Raw genomic sequence first — 14,893 nt, forward strand, 5'->3', positions numbered from 1 at the left:
TCCGCGATCGTGGTCGGCGCGTTTCGATCCCCATGAGCGGCTCGGTTTTCGTTACATTCGTGCTACGAATGCCTCGGTGTTACGTAACGTCGGCGCGCGCGGCGCCGTATTCTGGCCGCACCGCCTGCCACCCATACAGAATGTTGCCGGCCCGCGCGGCACGCGTGCCGGCGCCTGACCGTCAGGAACCCGCCGCCATGAAAAAGCTCGTGAACCGCCCGTCCGACGTCGTACACGAAATGCTCGAGGGCATCGCGCGGCAATCGCCGCATCTCGCGATCCTCGGCGACGAGCACGTGCTCGTCCGCCAGCCGCTGCCCGAGCCGTCGCTACGCCCGGTCGCGATTCTGTCCGGCGGCGGCAGCGGCCACGAGCCCGCGCACGGCGGCTACGTCGGCGAAGGGATGCTCAGCGCGGCCGTGTGCGGCGAGGTGTTCACGTCGCCGTCGACCGATGCGGTGCTGGCCGCGATCCGCGCGAGCGCTGGCCCGAACGGCGCGCTGCTCGTCGTGAAGAACTACACCGGCGACCGCCTCAATTTCGGGCTGGCCGCCGAAATCGCGCGCGCGGAGGGCATTCCGGTCGAAACGGTGATCGTCGCCGACGACGTGTCACTGCGCGGCCGCGTCAAGCGCGGCCAGCGGCGCGGAATCGCGGGCACGGTGCTGATCCACAAGCTGGCCGGCGCGGCCGCCGCGCGCGGGCTGCCGCTCTCACGCGTCGCGGCTATCGCGCGCGATGCAGCCGCCGAACTCGGCACGATGGGCGTCGCGCTAGACGGCTGCACGATTCCCGGCGCCGACAAATCCGGCTTCAGCCTCGGCGATCACGAAATCGAGCTCGGCCTCGGCATCCACGGCGAAAAGGGCGTCGAACGCACCGCGCCGCTGCAGGCCGATGCGCTCGTCGACACGCTGCTGTCGAACATCGTCGCCGATCTCGTGCTCGATCGCGGCGAGCGCGTCGCGCTGCTCGTCAACGGCCTCGGCGCGACGCCGGACATGGAACTGGCGATCGTGCTGCGCGCCGCATATGACAATCTGACCCGGCGCGGCATGATCGTCGCGCGCGCATGGGCCGGCACGTTCCTGTCCGCGCTGAACATGCCCGGGTGCTCGATCTCGCTGATGCGGCTGAACGACGAACGCACCGCGCTGCTCGACGCGCCGACGCAGGCGCGCGCATGGCCGGGCGGCGGCGCCGTCAGCGAACGGATTCGCGTGGCCGCGGCGGCTGAACATGACACGCCGCTGCCGCCGCTCGATGCGGCCGGTCGCGCGTGGGCCGCCCGGTTGCAGCCGGCGCTGCACGCGGTTGCGCAAGCGTTGATCGACAACGAAGCAAAGCTGACCGAACTCGATACGGCCGCCGGCGACGGCGATCTCGGCGCGAGCATGCGCCGCGCCGCGCTGGCGATCGTCGAGTTGCCGGAAGCTGCATATGGCACGCCGGCCGGTACATTGTCTGCGCTGGGCGCCGCGTTGCGCCGCGCGATCGCCGGCAGCTCGGGGCCGTTCTATGCAACCGCGCTGCTGCGCGCGTCGCGGCGCCTGGCCGAGACTGCGGAGCCGTCGGCGCGCGACTGGGCCGCGGCGTTTCGCGGTGCGGTCGAGGCGATCGGCGAGCTGGGCGGCGCACGCGCCGGCGACCGGACGATGCTCGACGCGCTGGCGCCGGCGGTCGATGCGTTCGACCGTGCGCTCGACGACGACCGCGACCACGCGAGCGCATGGGCCGCGGCGGTGGAAGCCGCGGAACGGGGCGCGCAGCAGACGGCCGGCATGACGCCGCGCGCGGGCCGCGCGAGCTATCTCGGCGAACGCGCGATCGGCACGCCGGACGGCGGCGCGGTGGCCGTCGCGTACTGGCTGCGCGCGTTGTTGCCGCACGTGCGGTAGCGGCCGCGCGCGGCCATGCTCAGACGCCTTCGACCAGCACCGCGCGATAGCGCGCGCCCTTGAAGCGGTGCTGGACGACCTTCTGGTATTCGGAGCCGTGATACCACGCGTGCGCGGCCTCCTTCGACGGGAATTCGACGATCACGACGCCTTCCGGGCCTTCTCCCTCGAGAATTTCCTGCGGCCCGTATGCGGCGAGCACCTTCACCGGATGGCCGGCAAGGGTCGCGCCGACCTGGCTCGAGTAGATGTCGAGTTCATGCTGGTCCTGCGTGCTTTCCCGTGTAAAGACGATGTAGGTCGCCACGATATGCGCTCCTGATGGATGGTGAAAAAGGGGACGCCACGCGCTGCACCACCCGAGAAACACTGCGTGGCAGCGCGCAGCTTACAGCCGTTCGCCCGCCGGCGCTGAGGTGAGCCAGCCACGGCCTTCCCGCGCCGCCCTCCACCGCACGGGAAAACCCCGATCTCCACATCGTCCTATGACATCGGGCATCGCAAATTGGCGGGATTACTTTGATCCTCGTCGGCGCCCGCCCGGGCGCATGCTGATAGCGAGGACCCCTCATGCGATACGTGCCATCGTGGACTTCCGTTTCCGCCGCCGAGTCCGTTCCGGACGAGACGGCTTCCCGCGGCGACCAGCCGCACAGCCTGCCGCGCGTCGCGATCGCGGCCGCCGCGCTCGGCAATGCGACCGAATGGTTCGATTACGGGATTTACGCGTACGGACTCGCGTACATTTCCGCCGCGCTGTTTCCCGGCAACACGGCCAGCGCGACGCTGTTCGCGCTCGGCACCTTCGCGATCTCGTTCCTGATCCGCCCGCTCGGCGGGCTGTTCTGGGGCCCGCTCGGCGACCGCCTCGGCCGCAAGCGCGTGCTCGCGCTGACCGTCCTCACGATGTCCGGCGCGACATTGCTCGTCGGCCTGCTGCCCACTTACGCGAGCGCCGGCTGGCTCGCACCCGCGGCATTGATCGTGCTGCGGATGATCCAGGGCTTCTCGACCGGGGGCGAGTACGGCGGCGCGGCGACCTTCATCGCCGAATACGCGCCGGATTCGCGGCGCGGCCTCTGCGGCAGCTTCCTCGAATTCGCGACGCTCGCGGGCTTCTCGCTCGGCGCGCTGCTGATGCTCGGCTTCGCGCTGCTGCTCGGCGACTCGGCGATGCATGCATGGGGCTGGCGTCTGCCGTTCCTGGTCGCGGCTCCGCTCGGGCTGATCGGCTGCTACCTGCGCTCGCGGCTCGAGGAAACACCGGTGTTCCGCGAACTCGAGGAAGAAGCGCACCGTCGCGAACAGGCCGCGCCGACCGCGCTGCCGATCGGTCAGCTGCTGGTCCGTTATGCGCGGCCGCTGGTGCTGCTCGGCGGGCTCGTCGTCGCGCTGAACGTCGTCAACTACGTGCTGCTCGCGTATATGCCGACCTACATGCACAAGGAACTGGGCGTCAGCGAGAACATGTCGCTGCTGATTCCGCTGATCGGCATGCTCGCGATGATGGTGCTGCTGCCGTTCGCCGGCTGGCTGTCGGATCGCATCGGCCGCAAGGCGATGTGGTGGATCTCGCTCGTCGGGCTGTTCGTCGCGGCCGTGCCGATGTTCACGCTGATGACGCATGGCGTGCTCGGCGCGTTCGTCGGCTTCGCGGTGCTCGGGTTGCTGTACGTGCCGCAGTTGGCGACCATTTCGGCGATGTTTCCGGCGATGTTCCCCACACATGTGCGGTACGCGGGCATGGCGATCGCGTACAACGTGTCGACGTCGCTGTTCGGCGGCACCGCGCCGATCGTCAACGACTGGCTGATCGGGAAGACGGGTAACACGATGATTCCCGCGTATTACATGATGGCGGCGTGTGCAGTGGGGTTGGTCGCGCTGTTCGCGGTGATCGAGACGCGGGGGTGTTCGCTGCGTGGGGAAACCGTGCCGGGACAATTGAGCTGACGCGCGCCGGGGCGGCGTTCTTCGCCCCATAAACGGCAACCCTTGCATCGCCCGCGGTCCGGCAACGGAGCGCGGGCGATGTGCGTTTTGGGCGGGGGCTCGGCGGCGGCGGCGCAATCAGGCTGGCTCCGCCGCCGGAATGCCTATATCCGGCGTCCAGGCGCGGTACCGACACCCCAGTTGACGGTGCTGCACGTGTCGAAGATAGACATGGGGTGCCGAAGTAGATTCTTCACAACACAGTTGGAAACATGGGCCGAATGGCGGTGTTCGGCCAGTAGCGGTCATCGACGAGCGGCTGCTTCCAGGTAACTCACGCCCCAGGCTGGATGAAGACCAGCAACTCAGCGTTCGTCAGTCCAGCGATGGACAGTGCAGGCACACTGGCAAACCCTGCGCCGTCGCCGGCGGTCATCGTAAGACCCTGGACGAGGGAACTGCCCCGCACCCCATGAACCCAGGCGTGTGCGCCTGCTTCGAGCGGAACGGCGACGGTCTCACCTTTTCCCGGTGCGACCCGTACCAGCCGCATCTGCTGGTGCAACTTCACCAAGGCGCCATCAGGGCCGGCCAACTCAACATGCGGTGCCGTCGCGTCGAACGCGGCCTGTTCGTAGCCCGGTTCCAGCCCTCGATGCTCAGGGATGATCCAGATCTGCAGGAAACGGACCGGGTCGGTCGAACTGGCATTGACCTCGCTGTGCGTGATGCCGCGGCCCGCCGTCATATGCTGGATTTCACCTGGGTGCAGAAAGCCATGCCGACCGGTCGAATCCTGGTGCGCCAGGGCGCCAGCGATGGGGTAGGAAATGATCTCCATGTCGTGATGGCCATGGCGACCGAAGCCCTGGCCCGGCGCGACGATGTCCTCTAAAATGGCGAGCAGCGGGCTTTCGATGCCGTGTTTCCGCCAGGCGCGCCCCGGAAAGCTCCGCCAGCTTTCAAGCCAGCCGAGGCGCTCGTGCTCGCGCGAATTGGCAGGCGCGTGAACTATACGGGTCACGAGGCCACCTCCGCTTCTACGTGTGCAGTGCGCGACGCCGAGGGGACCGCTGGAATCCGTCCGAACCTACCGGTATGGAAGTCCTGAATCGCTTCCCGCACCTCGACCTCGGTGTTCATGACGAACGGCCCGTAGCGCAAGATTGGTGCATCAAGCGGGTCGCCGCCGAGCACGAAGGCGTGGGTGTCGGCTTCTGCGCGAAGCAGCAAACGCTTGCCCGCGGTGAGTAGGGCCAGTTGGCCCGACCCGACGGCCTGCGCATCGTCGCCCATACGCAGCGAGCCCTCGGCAACATAGACGCCGAACTCCGCGGCTTCAGGCGCGATTTCGACGATGCCGCCTGCCGGCAGCAGCACATGGGCCAACCAAGGCCGGGCAAAGCTTTGGACCGGACCTTGCCAATCCCCGAGAGTGCCCGCCACGAGTTGCAGCGTCGCATCGCCCACTTGAATGACCCGGATCGCGTCGCGGCCGACATGGCGATAGGCTGGCGGGCTCATTTTGGTGCCACGGGGAAGGTTGATCCAAAACTGCAGCCCGTGGATACGCCCGCCGTGGCGGCGCACCGCTTCGTCCGCGCCCTCGTCGTGCAAGATGCCCGAGCCCGCGCGCATCCACTGCGCCTCACCGGGCCCGATGACGCTGTGGTTGCCCAGGCTGTCACGGTGCTCGCCGCGGCCCTCGAGCAGATAGGACAGCGTCTCGAATCCACGATGCGGATGATTGGGGGCGCCCCTCGCCTCGCCCGGCCCGAAGGTCACTGGGCCGAAGTGGTCGAGGAGGATGAACGGCCCCACGGCTTCCAGCCGGGGCGCAGGTAGTGCCCGGCGGACCTGCATGCCTTCGCCTTCAATCGTCCACTTTGCGGGCACCACGCGGGCGACCTTCGCTGCCGCCTCTCCGTTCAGGACATTCATGGCGATGTACTCCGACAGTCCGCTTACCGGCGGCCAGCGAGGGCAGCGAGTTGGCTGCGGCGCGCCCAGGCCACGGTGGAGGTGATCAGCAGGAGCACGATCGCTGGCGCGGGGTTGCCACCGATGACGAACAAGTGGGTGCCGGTCGCGAACACCATCGTGACCGCGAGCAGAAGACCGCCCAGGCCAGCGAGGCGCGGGATCAGCAGCAGCACACCACCCACAACTTCTACAACGCCGGTGAGCAGGCGAAACCACTGGCCGATCCCAATCTGGTCGAAGATCTGCACCATCATCGGCGCGCCTGCGAGTTTGAATCCGCCCGCGGCGAGGAAGGCGGCTGCGCCAAGGATCTGCAAGCTCCACAGGCCGATCTTGGCCAGCTTGGAGGGTTGCGAGGAGGTCGCAGTCGTGGCGGTCTGTGTGGTGTTCATGGGGCTTCTCCGTTGACAGTTAAGGGGGTCGAAAGATCGACCGTGTATTGATGCCCGACATGTTAAATATCAACGCCTGAATTGATAATCATGTATTCTTTAGAAATACTTTCACAGCCAACGTGATGATGAACCAGCTCGAAGACATGCGGATCCTGGTTGAAGTGATGGATCAGGGCGGCTTCTCCGCCGCGGCGCGGCGGCTTGGACTCACCACCCAGCTTGTCAGCCGCCGTGTCATGCGGCTGGAGGAACGACTCGGGGTCCAACTGCTGACCCGGACGACCCGCCGCCTTACGCCCACGGACCTGGGTAGGGACTACGTAGAGCGCTCACGGCACATCCTGGCGGAGGTGGAAGAGGCCGAACTGGCCCTGTCTAGTCACCTCGTGGAACCACGCGGCAGGCTGCGGGTCAGCGCGCCCCTCTCGTTCGGGCTATCTCACCTGGCGAGCATCGTCCACCGGTTCTCGGCTCTGCATCCGAAGGTGGAACTGGATCTCGACCTCAGCGACCGACCCGTCGACATCGTCGCCGAGGGCTTCGACATGGCTGTGCGCATCGGCCTTCTGCCGGATTCAAGCCTGATTGCACGAAAGTTGGCCGACGTCCGCTTCACCGTGGTGGCGAGCCCTGACTACCTCGCGCGGCGGGGGGAGCCCGTCGAACTCGACGACCTGCGGTCGCACGACTGCTTGATGTTCAAGCACAGCCGCGGGGCGGCCTGGTTTTTTTGCGTTGACGGCGTAGACCATACGCTCAATGTCTCGGGCCCTCTGCGGGCCAACAACGGCGACATCTTGCGGGATGCCGCCATCGCTGGTCTGGGGATCACACAGTTGCCCGACTTTCTCACTGCACCAGCAATCAACGATGGGAGGCTCGTCAGCCTGATGGGCAAGCTGTTGCCGCCCGGCGGCGCCGTCTATGCAGTGCGCCCGGCCCATCGGCAGCGGTCACTGCCCGTACGCGCCTTCACGGACTACCTTATCGCGGCGTTGAAATGAAGCTCGACTTGATTTGACGACGCAGGGCGAGTCAGCGCAGCGGTCGTCGTCTCAGAGCTGGTGACGGGAGTCTTGACGGCCAAGTCTCGACAGCTGGAACGTCAGCAAACTGGCGTTCAAACCGTGTCCACCTATGTCGGCAACGGGTCGGTAGCGGCCAGCGGCGCTGCCGACCGCAGAAGCAGTCGGCGACCGTCGTAGGTCAGGCAATCAAAGTACCCCGGGGAGCGGCCATCGGACCAATACCCTCACACTTCTTCGTCCTTCTCAAACCAAACTTGTCCCGCCGGCCCGCTCAAGCTTTTTCCCCAAAAACCGATAACCCGTGCGTCCAGCAAGTATTTAGCCAACGAACAGCCATGGAGATCGGACGTACATGTTACTGAACAAAAGAAGCTTCGCCGCCTTGATGCTCCTGATCTCAATCTCGAGCCATGCGAGCGATGCGACGCCCGAGGTCAATAGTGAAAAACTGGGTGCGGTCAAGACCGTGACGGTCGTGTATCCCGGCAAAGCGGTATACATCGCATTCGGACCGTCGGGCCCCATTCATATCCCGGTCCCGATTCCAAGTGCAGGCGTAGTCGGAGCGCTCGCCACGGGAGCCATCGCGGGCGCCCTCAACGCCGGGCTCGGCAAGAACGAAAACGACTCGCCGACATCACTTAACGACCTCGTGACGGCCAAATTGGGTGATACAGGGCTTAACCGGCGCTTCACCGACAGTATCGAGACGGTCCTGCGAAACCATGGCTTCGCCGTAAAGGAGGTCGATGCGTCATCACCAGGCCTGCCCACGATCAAACCGGACGCGCGCCGCCTCTGGCAGGCAAGCGGCGCGCCCTATCAAGGGAGCGATGCGGTTTTGTTCATTCGCGTCGGAACAGGCTATGTAACCCCGGGAGCTCACCACCCGTACACGCGCAGAGTGATCGGCGACATCGTCATGTTCAAGAGCGACACATACGATGCCCTTCTCCGGCAGCATGTCAGTTGGAAGCAGTCCGACGACCCATACAGCTATCCGTCGATCGAATCGCTGGAAAGCGATCTCCAACATGCAGTCGATGGATTGAACGAAGGCCTGATGGCACAGGTTGATCCGTTCAACAAGTTGTTCGACTCGCTTCAGCGCTAAAGAATAGTGAAGCGCTCGCACGAGAGAAGTTGCCTGCGGAACAGTAGTGAGAAGCACATTCGCGACTCGCTCCTTTTACTCGTTGATAGCCAGGCGGCTACCCAAACTCGCGAACGAACAACCCAAAGCAAAACGCCGCCGCACTCCCGTGCGACGGCGTCACATCACGCGCTACGCGCGCATCAGAACCGCAACAAACTCACGCGACGCTGGAAAGATTCCGTTCCGCGACCTCGTCCACCGCTTCCTTGACGATCCCGACGATCTCGTCGGCTTCCGCGCGCGTCATCACGAGCGGCGGCGCGAAACCCAGAATGTCGCCATGCGGCATCGCCCGCGCGATCACACCGCGCTGCAGCGCCGCGGCCGATACCTGCGCGCCGATCTTCAGCGCCGGATCGAACGGTGTGCGCGCATCCTTGTCGGCCATGAACTCGAGCGCGGCCAGCATCCCGACGCTGCGCACCTCGCCAACGAGCGGATGCGCGCCGAACGCATCGCGCAGCTTCGCGCCGAAATACGCGCCCACTTCGGCCGCGTTGCCGACGAGATTCTCACGCTCGAGAATTGCGAGGTTCGCGAGCGCGGCAGCCGCACACACCGGGTGGCCCGAATACGTCCAGCCGTGCCCCATCGGTCCGTGTTCCTGCGAACCGCGCGCGATCACGTCCCACACCTTCTCGCCGACGATCACACCCGACAGCGGCGCGTAAGCACTCGTCAGCCCCTTCGCGACGGTAATCAGATCGGGCTCGATCCCGAAGTGCTGCGCGCCCATCTTCGAGCCGAGGCGCCCGAACCCGCAGACGACTTCGTCGGAGATCAGCAGAATGTCGTGCTTGCGCAGCACGGCCTGGATCGCGGGCCAGTAGCCGGCCGGCGGCTCGATGATGCCGCCCGTGCCCATCACCGGTTCGGCGATGAACGCGGCGATCGTGTCGGCGCCTTCGCGCGCGATCAGCTTCTCGAGTTCGTCGACGCAGTACGCGACGAACTGCGTTTCGCTCATGCCGGCCGGCGCCTTGCGATACCAGTGCGGACACACCGTATGCTTCACGCGGTCGATCGGCAGATCGAAGTGCTGGTGGAAGCTCGGCAGGCCCGTGAGGCTGCCCGTCACGATGCCCGAGCCGTGATAGCCGCGCTCGCGCGAGATGATCTTCTTCTTGTTCGGCCGGCCGAGCACGTTGTTGTAGTACCAGACGATCTTGACCTGCGTCTCGTTCGCATCGGAACCCGACATCCCGTAGTAGACCTTCTTCATCCCGGCCGGCGCCCAGTCGATGATGCGCGACGACAGCTCGATGATCGCGTCCGACGAGTGGCCGACATACGTGTGGTAATACGCGAGCTGCTTCGCCTGCTCGTGCATCGCGTCGGCCACTTCGGTGCGACCGTAGCCGATGTTCACGCAGTAGAGGCCGGCGAAGGCGTCGATATAGCGCTTGCCCTGGTGATCCTCGATGCGGATGCCTTCTGCGCCTCGCACGATCTTGCCCGGCAGCGCGCCGCTCTCGTGGTCGTATGCGTGCGTCGACGGGTGCATGAAGTGGGCGCGGTCCTCGCGCAGCAGTGCGTCGATCGATTGCTTCATGATGTGCTCCTTTGATTGAGTCAGGCCGACGCCGCGACGGGCAGGCCGAGATTGCCGAGGCAAAAGTACTTGGTTTCGGTGAACGGCTCGAACCCTTCGCTGCCGCCTTCGCGCCCGAGGCCCGACGCCTTCATCCCGCCGAACGGGATCGGCGCACCGGTGAATTTCACGCCGTTGACCGACACCATCGCGAAGTCGAGCCGCCGCACGAGCTGGAAGATCGTGTCGATGCGCGTCGCGCACACGTACGCGGCGAGTCCGTACTCGGTGTCGTTGGCCTTGTCGATCACCTCGTCGAGCGTGTCGAACGCGCACACGGCCGAGATCGGCGCGAAGTTTTCCTCGTCGTACACGCGCATGCCCGGCGCGGCATCCGCGATCACGGTCGGCTCGTAGAACCAGCCGCCGAGCGCGTGCGGACGGCCGCCCGCGACGATCCGTGCGCCGCGTGCGCGCGCATCGTCGACACGCGCGGCCGTCGCGTCGAACGCGGCCTGGTGCATCAGCGGCCCGACGTCGACGCCCGGCTCGAACGCGGGGCCCGTCTTCAGTTCACGCACTGCGTTCGCGTAGCGGCTGACGAATGCTTCATACAGCGGACGCGCGACGAAGATCCGGTTCGCCGCGCAGCAGTCCTGCCCCGACGTCTGGAACTTCGCGCCGACTGCGATCCGCACCGCCTGATCGAGATCCGCATCCTCGGTCACGATGAACGGCGCGTTGCCGCCCAGTTCGAGCGCGATCTTGCGAATGCCGGCCTTCGCGGCCGTCTCGGTGACGAGCCGCCCGACGCGCGTCGATCCGGTAAAGCTCACCGCGCGCACGCGCGCATCGCCGACGAGCGTTTCCATCGCCATCTGCGGTTCGCCGAGCACGACGTTGAACACGCCGGCCGGCAAGCCTGCCTCGTCGGCCAGTTGCGCGAGCGCGAGCGCCGAGAACGGCGTCTCGTGAGCGGGTTTGACGACCACCGTGCAGCCGACCGCGATCGCGGCGGCGGCCTTGCGCGTGATCATCGCGGCCGGGAAATTCCACGGCGTGATCAGCGCCGCGACACCGACCGGCTCCATCAGCGTGCCGAGATGCGCGCCGTCGATATGCGTCGGGATCGTGCGGCCCGCGACGCGCTTCGCCTCGTTCGCGAACCATTCGACGAAACTCGCCGCATAGCGGATCTCGCCGCGCGATTCGGCAAGCGGCTTGCCCTGCTCGAGCGACAGCAGCGCGGCAAGATCGTCGAGATGCCGCAGGATCAGCGCATGCCAGCGCAGCAGCGCGGCACTGCGGACCGTCTGCGGCGTCCAGCGCCACGTATCGAACGCGCGCTGCGCGGCGTCGACGGCGCCGACGATCTGCGCGCGCTCGAGCATCGGCACGTGGCCAATCACGGCCTGGTCGGCGGGGTTCACGACGGCGACCGTCGCGGCACTGTCGCTGTGGATCCAGCGACCGTCGACATAGCAGGTCGACTTGAACAGAACGGGGTGTCCGGGCAACATCCTGCGTCTCCTCGTTTGGGTGGGCACGAGCTTCATTCTGTCGTGCCGGCGGGTGCGGAAATTTCGGTTTCGGCGCCCGCTTGTTGCGGTTTTTTCCGTATTGCCGCGCGTTCGCGCGAAGTTTCAGAGCCAGTCCGGCGCGCCGCCGGATTCGCACTTCACGACCTTCGTCACGATGTACGTGAAGTAGCGCTCGATGCCGAGGTCCTCCATCAGCAACGCGTCGATGAAGCGCTGGTAGTGGTCGATGTCGCGCGCGATCACGTGCAGCACGTAGTCGACCCCGCCGCCGGTCGCATAGCACTGCGCGACTTCGGGCGCCGCGCTCACGCGCGCCTCGAAGCGCCGCATGTCGGGCGCGGTATGACGCGACAGCGTCACCTCGACGACGATGCGGCTGCCGGAAAACGCGCCGATCCAGTCGACGTCCGCGCGATAGCCGCGGATCACGCCGCTTTCCTCGAGCTTGCGCACGCGCTCCCAAGCAGGCGAGATCGACAGGTTCACGGCCTCCGCGAGCTTCGACTTCGTGATGCGTCCGTCCCGCTCGAGAATGCGCAGGATCGCGAGGTCGTATCGATCGAGCTTGATCACGGGCTATGCGTCCTCACGCGGACACCGGAATGTTGCGCTCGACGATGTCGGCGACCACCGCGATCGTGTCGCCCGCCTGCACGATGCCCGGGAAGTGCCGCGCCGCGAGCAGCCCGCGCCGCCGCGCGACGTATTCGATCGGCGCGACGCCCGTGCGGCCGATGTCGTGCACGCGCGCCAGCACGTCGCCGGCGTTCACCTCGGTGCCGAGATCGCGGCACATCTCGAGCAGCCCGTGGTGCTCGCTCGTCGTGAAGCACGAACCGTCCGGCATGTCGAGCAGCGTCGTCGTGCGCGGCGCGTTGCCATCGACGACGTCCTTCGCGACCACGCCCGCATGCGCGAGAAATCCATATACGCCCCGCTCGGCGATCGCGACGCTCGCGGCCGTCGACGAGCCGCCGCCGCCGAGCTCGGTCGACACGAACACCTTGCCGGCTTCCTCGGCCGCGGTGTCGAAGAGGCCTACGCTGTCGAGCTCGAGCATGCGCATCGAGTACGGCGCGCCGAACGCGCGCATCGCGCGTTCGCAGCGTGCTTGCTGGTCGCGGTTCTCCAGCACGTGAATCGCCGCGAACGGCACGAAGTCGAGCGTGCGGCCGCCTGCATGAATGTCGAGCACGTGCGTCGCGAGCGGCAGCAGATGCCGCTGGAAGTAGTCGGCGATCTTCTCGGTGACGGTGCCGTCCGGCCGCCCCGGAAAACTGCGATTCAGGTTGCCGGCGTCGATCGGCGACGTGCGGCAGCCCGCGCGAAACGCCGGGTAGTTCATGAACGGCACGACGATCACGCGGCCGGTCACGTCGGCCGCTTTCAGCGAACCGGCGAGCTTCGACAGCGCGACCGGCCCTTCGTATTCGTCGCCGTGATTGCCGCCGGTCAGCAGTACCGTCGGCCCGTCGCCGCGCTTGACGACGGTCACCGGAATCATGATCGCGCCCCACGCGGAATCGTCGCGCGAGTACGGCAGCTTCAGGAATCCATGCTGTTCGCCGTCCGCGTCGAAATCGACGGTCGGCGTGATCGGGGAAGCACGCATCGTCCTACTCCTTCACGAACAGCTTGCGCGGCACGTTGCAGAACGTCTCGACGCCCGTCTCGGTGATCAGGATGCTCTCCGTGATCTCCAGTCCCCAGTCGTCGAGCCACAGCCCCGGCATGAAATGGAACGTCATGCCGGGTTCGAGCACCGTACGGTCGCCCGGACGCAGGCTCATCGTGCGCTCGCCCCAGTCCGGCGGATAGCTCGCGCCGATCGGATAGCCGCAGCGGCTGTCCTTGTCGATGCCCGCACGGCGCAGCACCGCGAAGAACGCATTCGCAATGTCCTCGCATACGTTGCCGGGCTTCGCGGCCGCGAGCCCTGCCTCGATCCCGTCGACCACCGCGCGCTCGCCTTCGATGAAGTGCGCGGGCGGCTTGCCGAGATAGACGGTGCGCGACAGCGGGCAGTGATAGCGGCGGTAGCAGCCGGCGATTTCGAAGAACGTGCCCGCGCCGCGCGCGAACACCGAGTCGTCCCAGGTCAGGTGCGGTGCAGCCGCGTCGGCGCCGGTCGGCAGCAGCGGGACGATCGCCGGATAGTCGCCGCCGTGGCCGTCGGCGCCGCCGATCCCGGTCGCGTAGATTTGCGCGACCAGGTCGCTCTTCTTCATGCCCGGCTCGATCGTCTCGACGATGTGCGCATGCATGCGCTCGACGATCCGCGCGGCGACGCGCATGTATTCGATCTCGCGTGGCGACTTCACCGCGCGCTGCCAGTTCACGAGCGCGGTCGCATCGACCCAGCGCGCGGACGGCAAGTGCTTCTGCAGCGACGCGTAGGCCGCCGCGCTGAAGTAGTAGTTGTCGAGCTCCACGCCGATGCGCCGCGTGCTCCAGCCGCGCGCCGCGATCACTTCGGTCGACAGGTAGTCCATCGGGTGACGGGCCGTCGACTGCACGTAGTGATCGGGGTAGCCGACGATGTTGTCGTGCGCCATGAACACGGTGCGCTTCGCGCCGTTCGCGTCCTGGCCGCGGCCGTACCAGACGGGCTCGCCGTCCATCGGCAGCAGCACGCACTGATGCACGTAGAACGACCAGCCGTCATAGCCGGTGAGCCAGGCCATGTTGGTCGGGTCGGTGACGATCAGCAGGTCGATGCCGGCCCGCTGCATCGCCGTGCGCGTCTTCGCGATGCGCGCAGCGTATTCGCTGCGCTCGAACGCAAGACACGGCACGGCTTCCTGGGTTTCGATGACTGCGGCCATCTGTCTCCTCTCAAGTCGTGAGGTCGTTGTGGAAAATCGTGCCCACCGCTGCCGCGCGGGCGCGCTGCAGCGCGAGCACGGCAATGGCGGTGTCCTGCGCGCCGGTGCCGGTCAGGTCGCAGATCGTGATGTCGTCGCGATGCGTGCGGCCTTCGTGCTGCCCGGCGATCACCTGGCCGAGCTCGGGGAACACGGCATCGGCCGCGACCGCACCGGCCGCGATCGCATGCGCGAGTTCGCCGGCCACGCGGGTTTGCTGCAGCCGATCGCAGAAGTAGCGCGCGACGCCGAACACCGACGGCGCGAGCTCGGTCTTGTAGTCGGCATCGGAGCCCATCGCCGTCACGTGCAGCCCCGGATGCAGATCGTCGGCGTGCACGAGCGGCTCGCGGCTCGGCGTGGTCGTCACCGCGACGTCCGCGTCGGCGAGCGCCGCATGCACCGAGCGCGCGACGACCGCGTCGATCCCGTGCGCGGCGCGCACGGCGGCCGCGAACCGCGCCGCCCGCTCGGCATCGCGCGCCCAGACCGTCGCGTGCGTAATGTCGCGCACGAGCATCAGCGCGTCGAGCTGCAGCCGCGCCTGTTCGCCCGCGCCGACGAT

General features: G+C 66.7%; 13 protein-coding genes and 1 pseudogene. 4 read left to right on the forward strand and 10 right to left on the reverse strand.

What is annotated here, in order from left to right:
- The first annotated feature begins 197 nt into the window (after positions 1-197).
- Positions 198-1,898 carry a dihydroxyacetone kinase family protein gene (locus tag BSE24067_RS12320; protein WP_151063995.1) on the forward strand — a complete coding sequence of 567 codons (1,701 nt, stop codon included), beginning with the start codon at positions 198-200 and terminating at the stop codon, positions 1,896-1,898.
- A gap of 19 nt (positions 1,899-1,917) precedes the next feature.
- Here the strand turns inward: BSE24067_RS12320 and BSE24067_RS12325 are convergent, their stop codons facing one another.
- Complete coding sequence (locus BSE24067_RS12325) at positions 1,918-2,205, reverse strand: DUF1330 domain-containing protein (protein ID WP_151063996.1); 288 nt, start codon at positions 2,203-2,205, stop codon at positions 1,918-1,920.
- A 263-nt stretch (positions 2,206-2,468) separates the two neighbouring features.
- On the opposite strand from BSE24067_RS12325, the gene BSE24067_RS12330 reads away from it, so the two are divergent.
- On the forward strand, positions 2,469-3,851 hold the full coding sequence (locus tag BSE24067_RS12330; protein ID WP_151063997.1) for an MFS transporter: 1,383 nt from the start codon (positions 2,469-2,471) through the stop codon (positions 3,849-3,851).
- A gap of 313 nt (positions 3,852-4,164) precedes the next feature.
- On the opposite strand, the gene BSE24067_RS12335 is transcribed toward BSE24067_RS12330, so the two are convergent.
- The 3 genes from BSE24067_RS12335 to BSE24067_RS12345 are packed head-to-tail and all read right to left on the reverse strand — an operon-like array spanning position 4,165 to position 6,205.
- Positions 4,165-4,854 carry a pirin family protein gene (locus BSE24067_RS12335; protein ID WP_151063998.1) on the reverse strand — a complete coding sequence of 230 codons (690 nt, stop codon included), beginning with the start codon at positions 4,852-4,854 and terminating at the stop codon, positions 4,165-4,167.
- Positions 4,851-5,771 carry a pirin family protein gene (locus BSE24067_RS12340; protein WP_151063999.1) on the reverse strand — a complete coding sequence of 307 codons (921 nt, stop codon included), beginning with the start codon at positions 5,769-5,771 and terminating at the stop codon, positions 4,851-4,853. Before BSE24067_RS12340 ends, BSE24067_RS12335 begins: the two co-directional genes overlap by 4 nt.
- Positions 5,772-5,794: 23 nt before the next feature.
- Entirely contained in the window at positions 5,795-6,205 is a 411-nt protein-coding gene (locus BSE24067_RS12345) for a DoxX family protein (RefSeq protein ID WP_151064000.1), read from the reverse strand.
- A gap of 125 nt (positions 6,206-6,330) precedes the next feature.
- On the opposite strand from BSE24067_RS12345, the gene BSE24067_RS12350 reads away from it, so the two are divergent.
- Both BSE24067_RS12350 and BSE24067_RS12355 read left to right on the forward strand, forming a co-directional pair.
- Entirely contained in the window at positions 6,331-7,212 is an 882-nt protein-coding gene (locus tag BSE24067_RS12350; RefSeq protein WP_151064001.1) for a LysR family transcriptional regulator, read from the forward strand.
- Positions 7,213-7,588: 376 nt separating this feature from the next.
- Positions 7,589-8,350: a hypothetical protein gene (locus BSE24067_RS12355; protein WP_151064002.1), complete on the forward strand. Its 762-nt coding sequence runs from the start codon at positions 7,589-7,591 to the stop codon at positions 8,348-8,350.
- A 199-nt stretch (positions 8,351-8,549) separates the two neighbouring features.
- Here BSE24067_RS12355 and BSE24067_RS12360 read toward each other — a convergent pair whose 3' ends face one another.
- The 6 genes and pseudogenes from BSE24067_RS12360 to BSE24067_RS12385 form a co-directional block, all read right to left on the reverse strand.
- Positions 8,550-9,944 (reverse strand): aspartate aminotransferase family protein, encoded by a 1,395-nt coding sequence (locus BSE24067_RS12360; protein ID WP_151064003.1) that lies wholly within the window; start codon positions 9,942-9,944, stop codon positions 8,550-8,552.
- Between the two features lie 20 nt (positions 9,945-9,964).
- The gene (locus tag BSE24067_RS12365) at positions 9,965-11,443 is read right to left on the reverse strand and encodes an NAD-dependent succinate-semialdehyde dehydrogenase (protein WP_151064004.1); all 1,479 of its coding nucleotides are present in this window, start codon (positions 11,441-11,443) and stop codon (positions 9,965-9,967) included.
- Positions 11,444-11,566: 123 nt separating this feature from the next.
- A complete protein-coding gene (locus tag BSE24067_RS12370) occupies positions 11,567-12,037 on the reverse strand; it encodes an Lrp/AsnC family transcriptional regulator (protein ID WP_151064005.1) in 471 nt (156 codons plus the stop codon).
- Positions 12,038-12,050: 13 nt separating this feature from the next.
- Positions 12,051-13,076, reverse strand: coding sequence for a N(2)-acetyl-L-2,4-diaminobutanoate deacetylase DoeB (doeB, locus tag BSE24067_RS12375; protein ID WP_151064006.1), 1,026 nt, complete (start codon positions 13,074-13,076; stop codon positions 12,051-12,053).
- A 4-nt stretch (positions 13,077-13,080) separates the two neighbouring features.
- Positions 13,081-14,289 (reverse strand): ectoine hydrolase DoeA, encoded by a 1,209-nt coding sequence (gene doeA, locus BSE24067_RS12380; RefSeq protein WP_151064007.1) that lies wholly within the window; start codon positions 14,287-14,289, stop codon positions 13,081-13,083.
- A 10-nt stretch (positions 14,290-14,299) separates the two neighbouring features.
- Positions 14,300-14,893, reverse strand: a pseudogene (locus BSE24067_RS12385) (ornithine cyclodeaminase family protein); the annotation flags it as partial.

Origin of the sequence: Burkholderia latens, from assembly GCF_902499045.1 — a bacterium.
GTDB lineage: Bacteria > Pseudomonadota > Gammaproteobacteria > Burkholderiales > Burkholderiaceae > Burkholderia > Burkholderia latens.

What these genes read in the sequence shown, in the direction of transcription:
- doeB (WP_151064006.1), bottom strand. Translation starts at nt 13,076, where the DNA reads ATGCGTGCTTCCCCGATCACGCCGACCGTCGATTTCGACGCGGACGGC.
- BSE24067_RS12355 (WP_151064002.1), top strand. Translation starts at nt 7,589, where the DNA reads ATGTTACTGAACAAAAGAAGCTTCGCCGCCTTGATGCTCCTGATCTCA.
- BSE24067_RS12350 (WP_151064001.1), top strand. Translation starts at nt 6,331, where the DNA reads ATGATGAACCAGCTCGAAGACATGCGGATCCTGGTTGAAGTGATGGAT.
- BSE24067_RS12320 (WP_151063995.1), top strand. Translation starts at nt 198, where the DNA reads ATGAAAAAGCTCGTGAACCGCCCGTCCGACGTCGTACACGAAATGCTC.
- BSE24067_RS12330 (WP_151063997.1), top strand. Translation starts at nt 2,469, where the DNA reads ATGCGATACGTGCCATCGTGGACTTCCGTTTCCGCCGCCGAGTCCGTT.
- BSE24067_RS12360 (WP_151064003.1), bottom strand. Translation starts at nt 9,944, where the DNA reads ATGAAGCAATCGATCGACGCACTGCTGCGCGAGGACCGCGCCCACTTC.
- BSE24067_RS12340 (WP_151063999.1), bottom strand. Translation starts at nt 5,771, where the DNA reads ATGAATGTCCTGAACGGAGAGGCGGCAGCGAAGGTCGCCCGCGTGGTG.
- doeA (WP_151064007.1), bottom strand. Translation starts at nt 14,289, where the DNA reads ATGGCCGCAGTCATCGAAACCCAGGAAGCCGTGCCGTGTCTTGCGTTC.
- BSE24067_RS12345 (WP_151064000.1), bottom strand. Translation starts at nt 6,205, where the DNA reads ATGAACACCACACAGACCGCCACGACTGCGACCTCCTCGCAACCCTCC.
- BSE24067_RS12365 (WP_151064004.1), bottom strand. Translation starts at nt 11,443, where the DNA reads ATGTTGCCCGGACACCCCGTTCTGTTCAAGTCGACCTGCTATGTCGAC.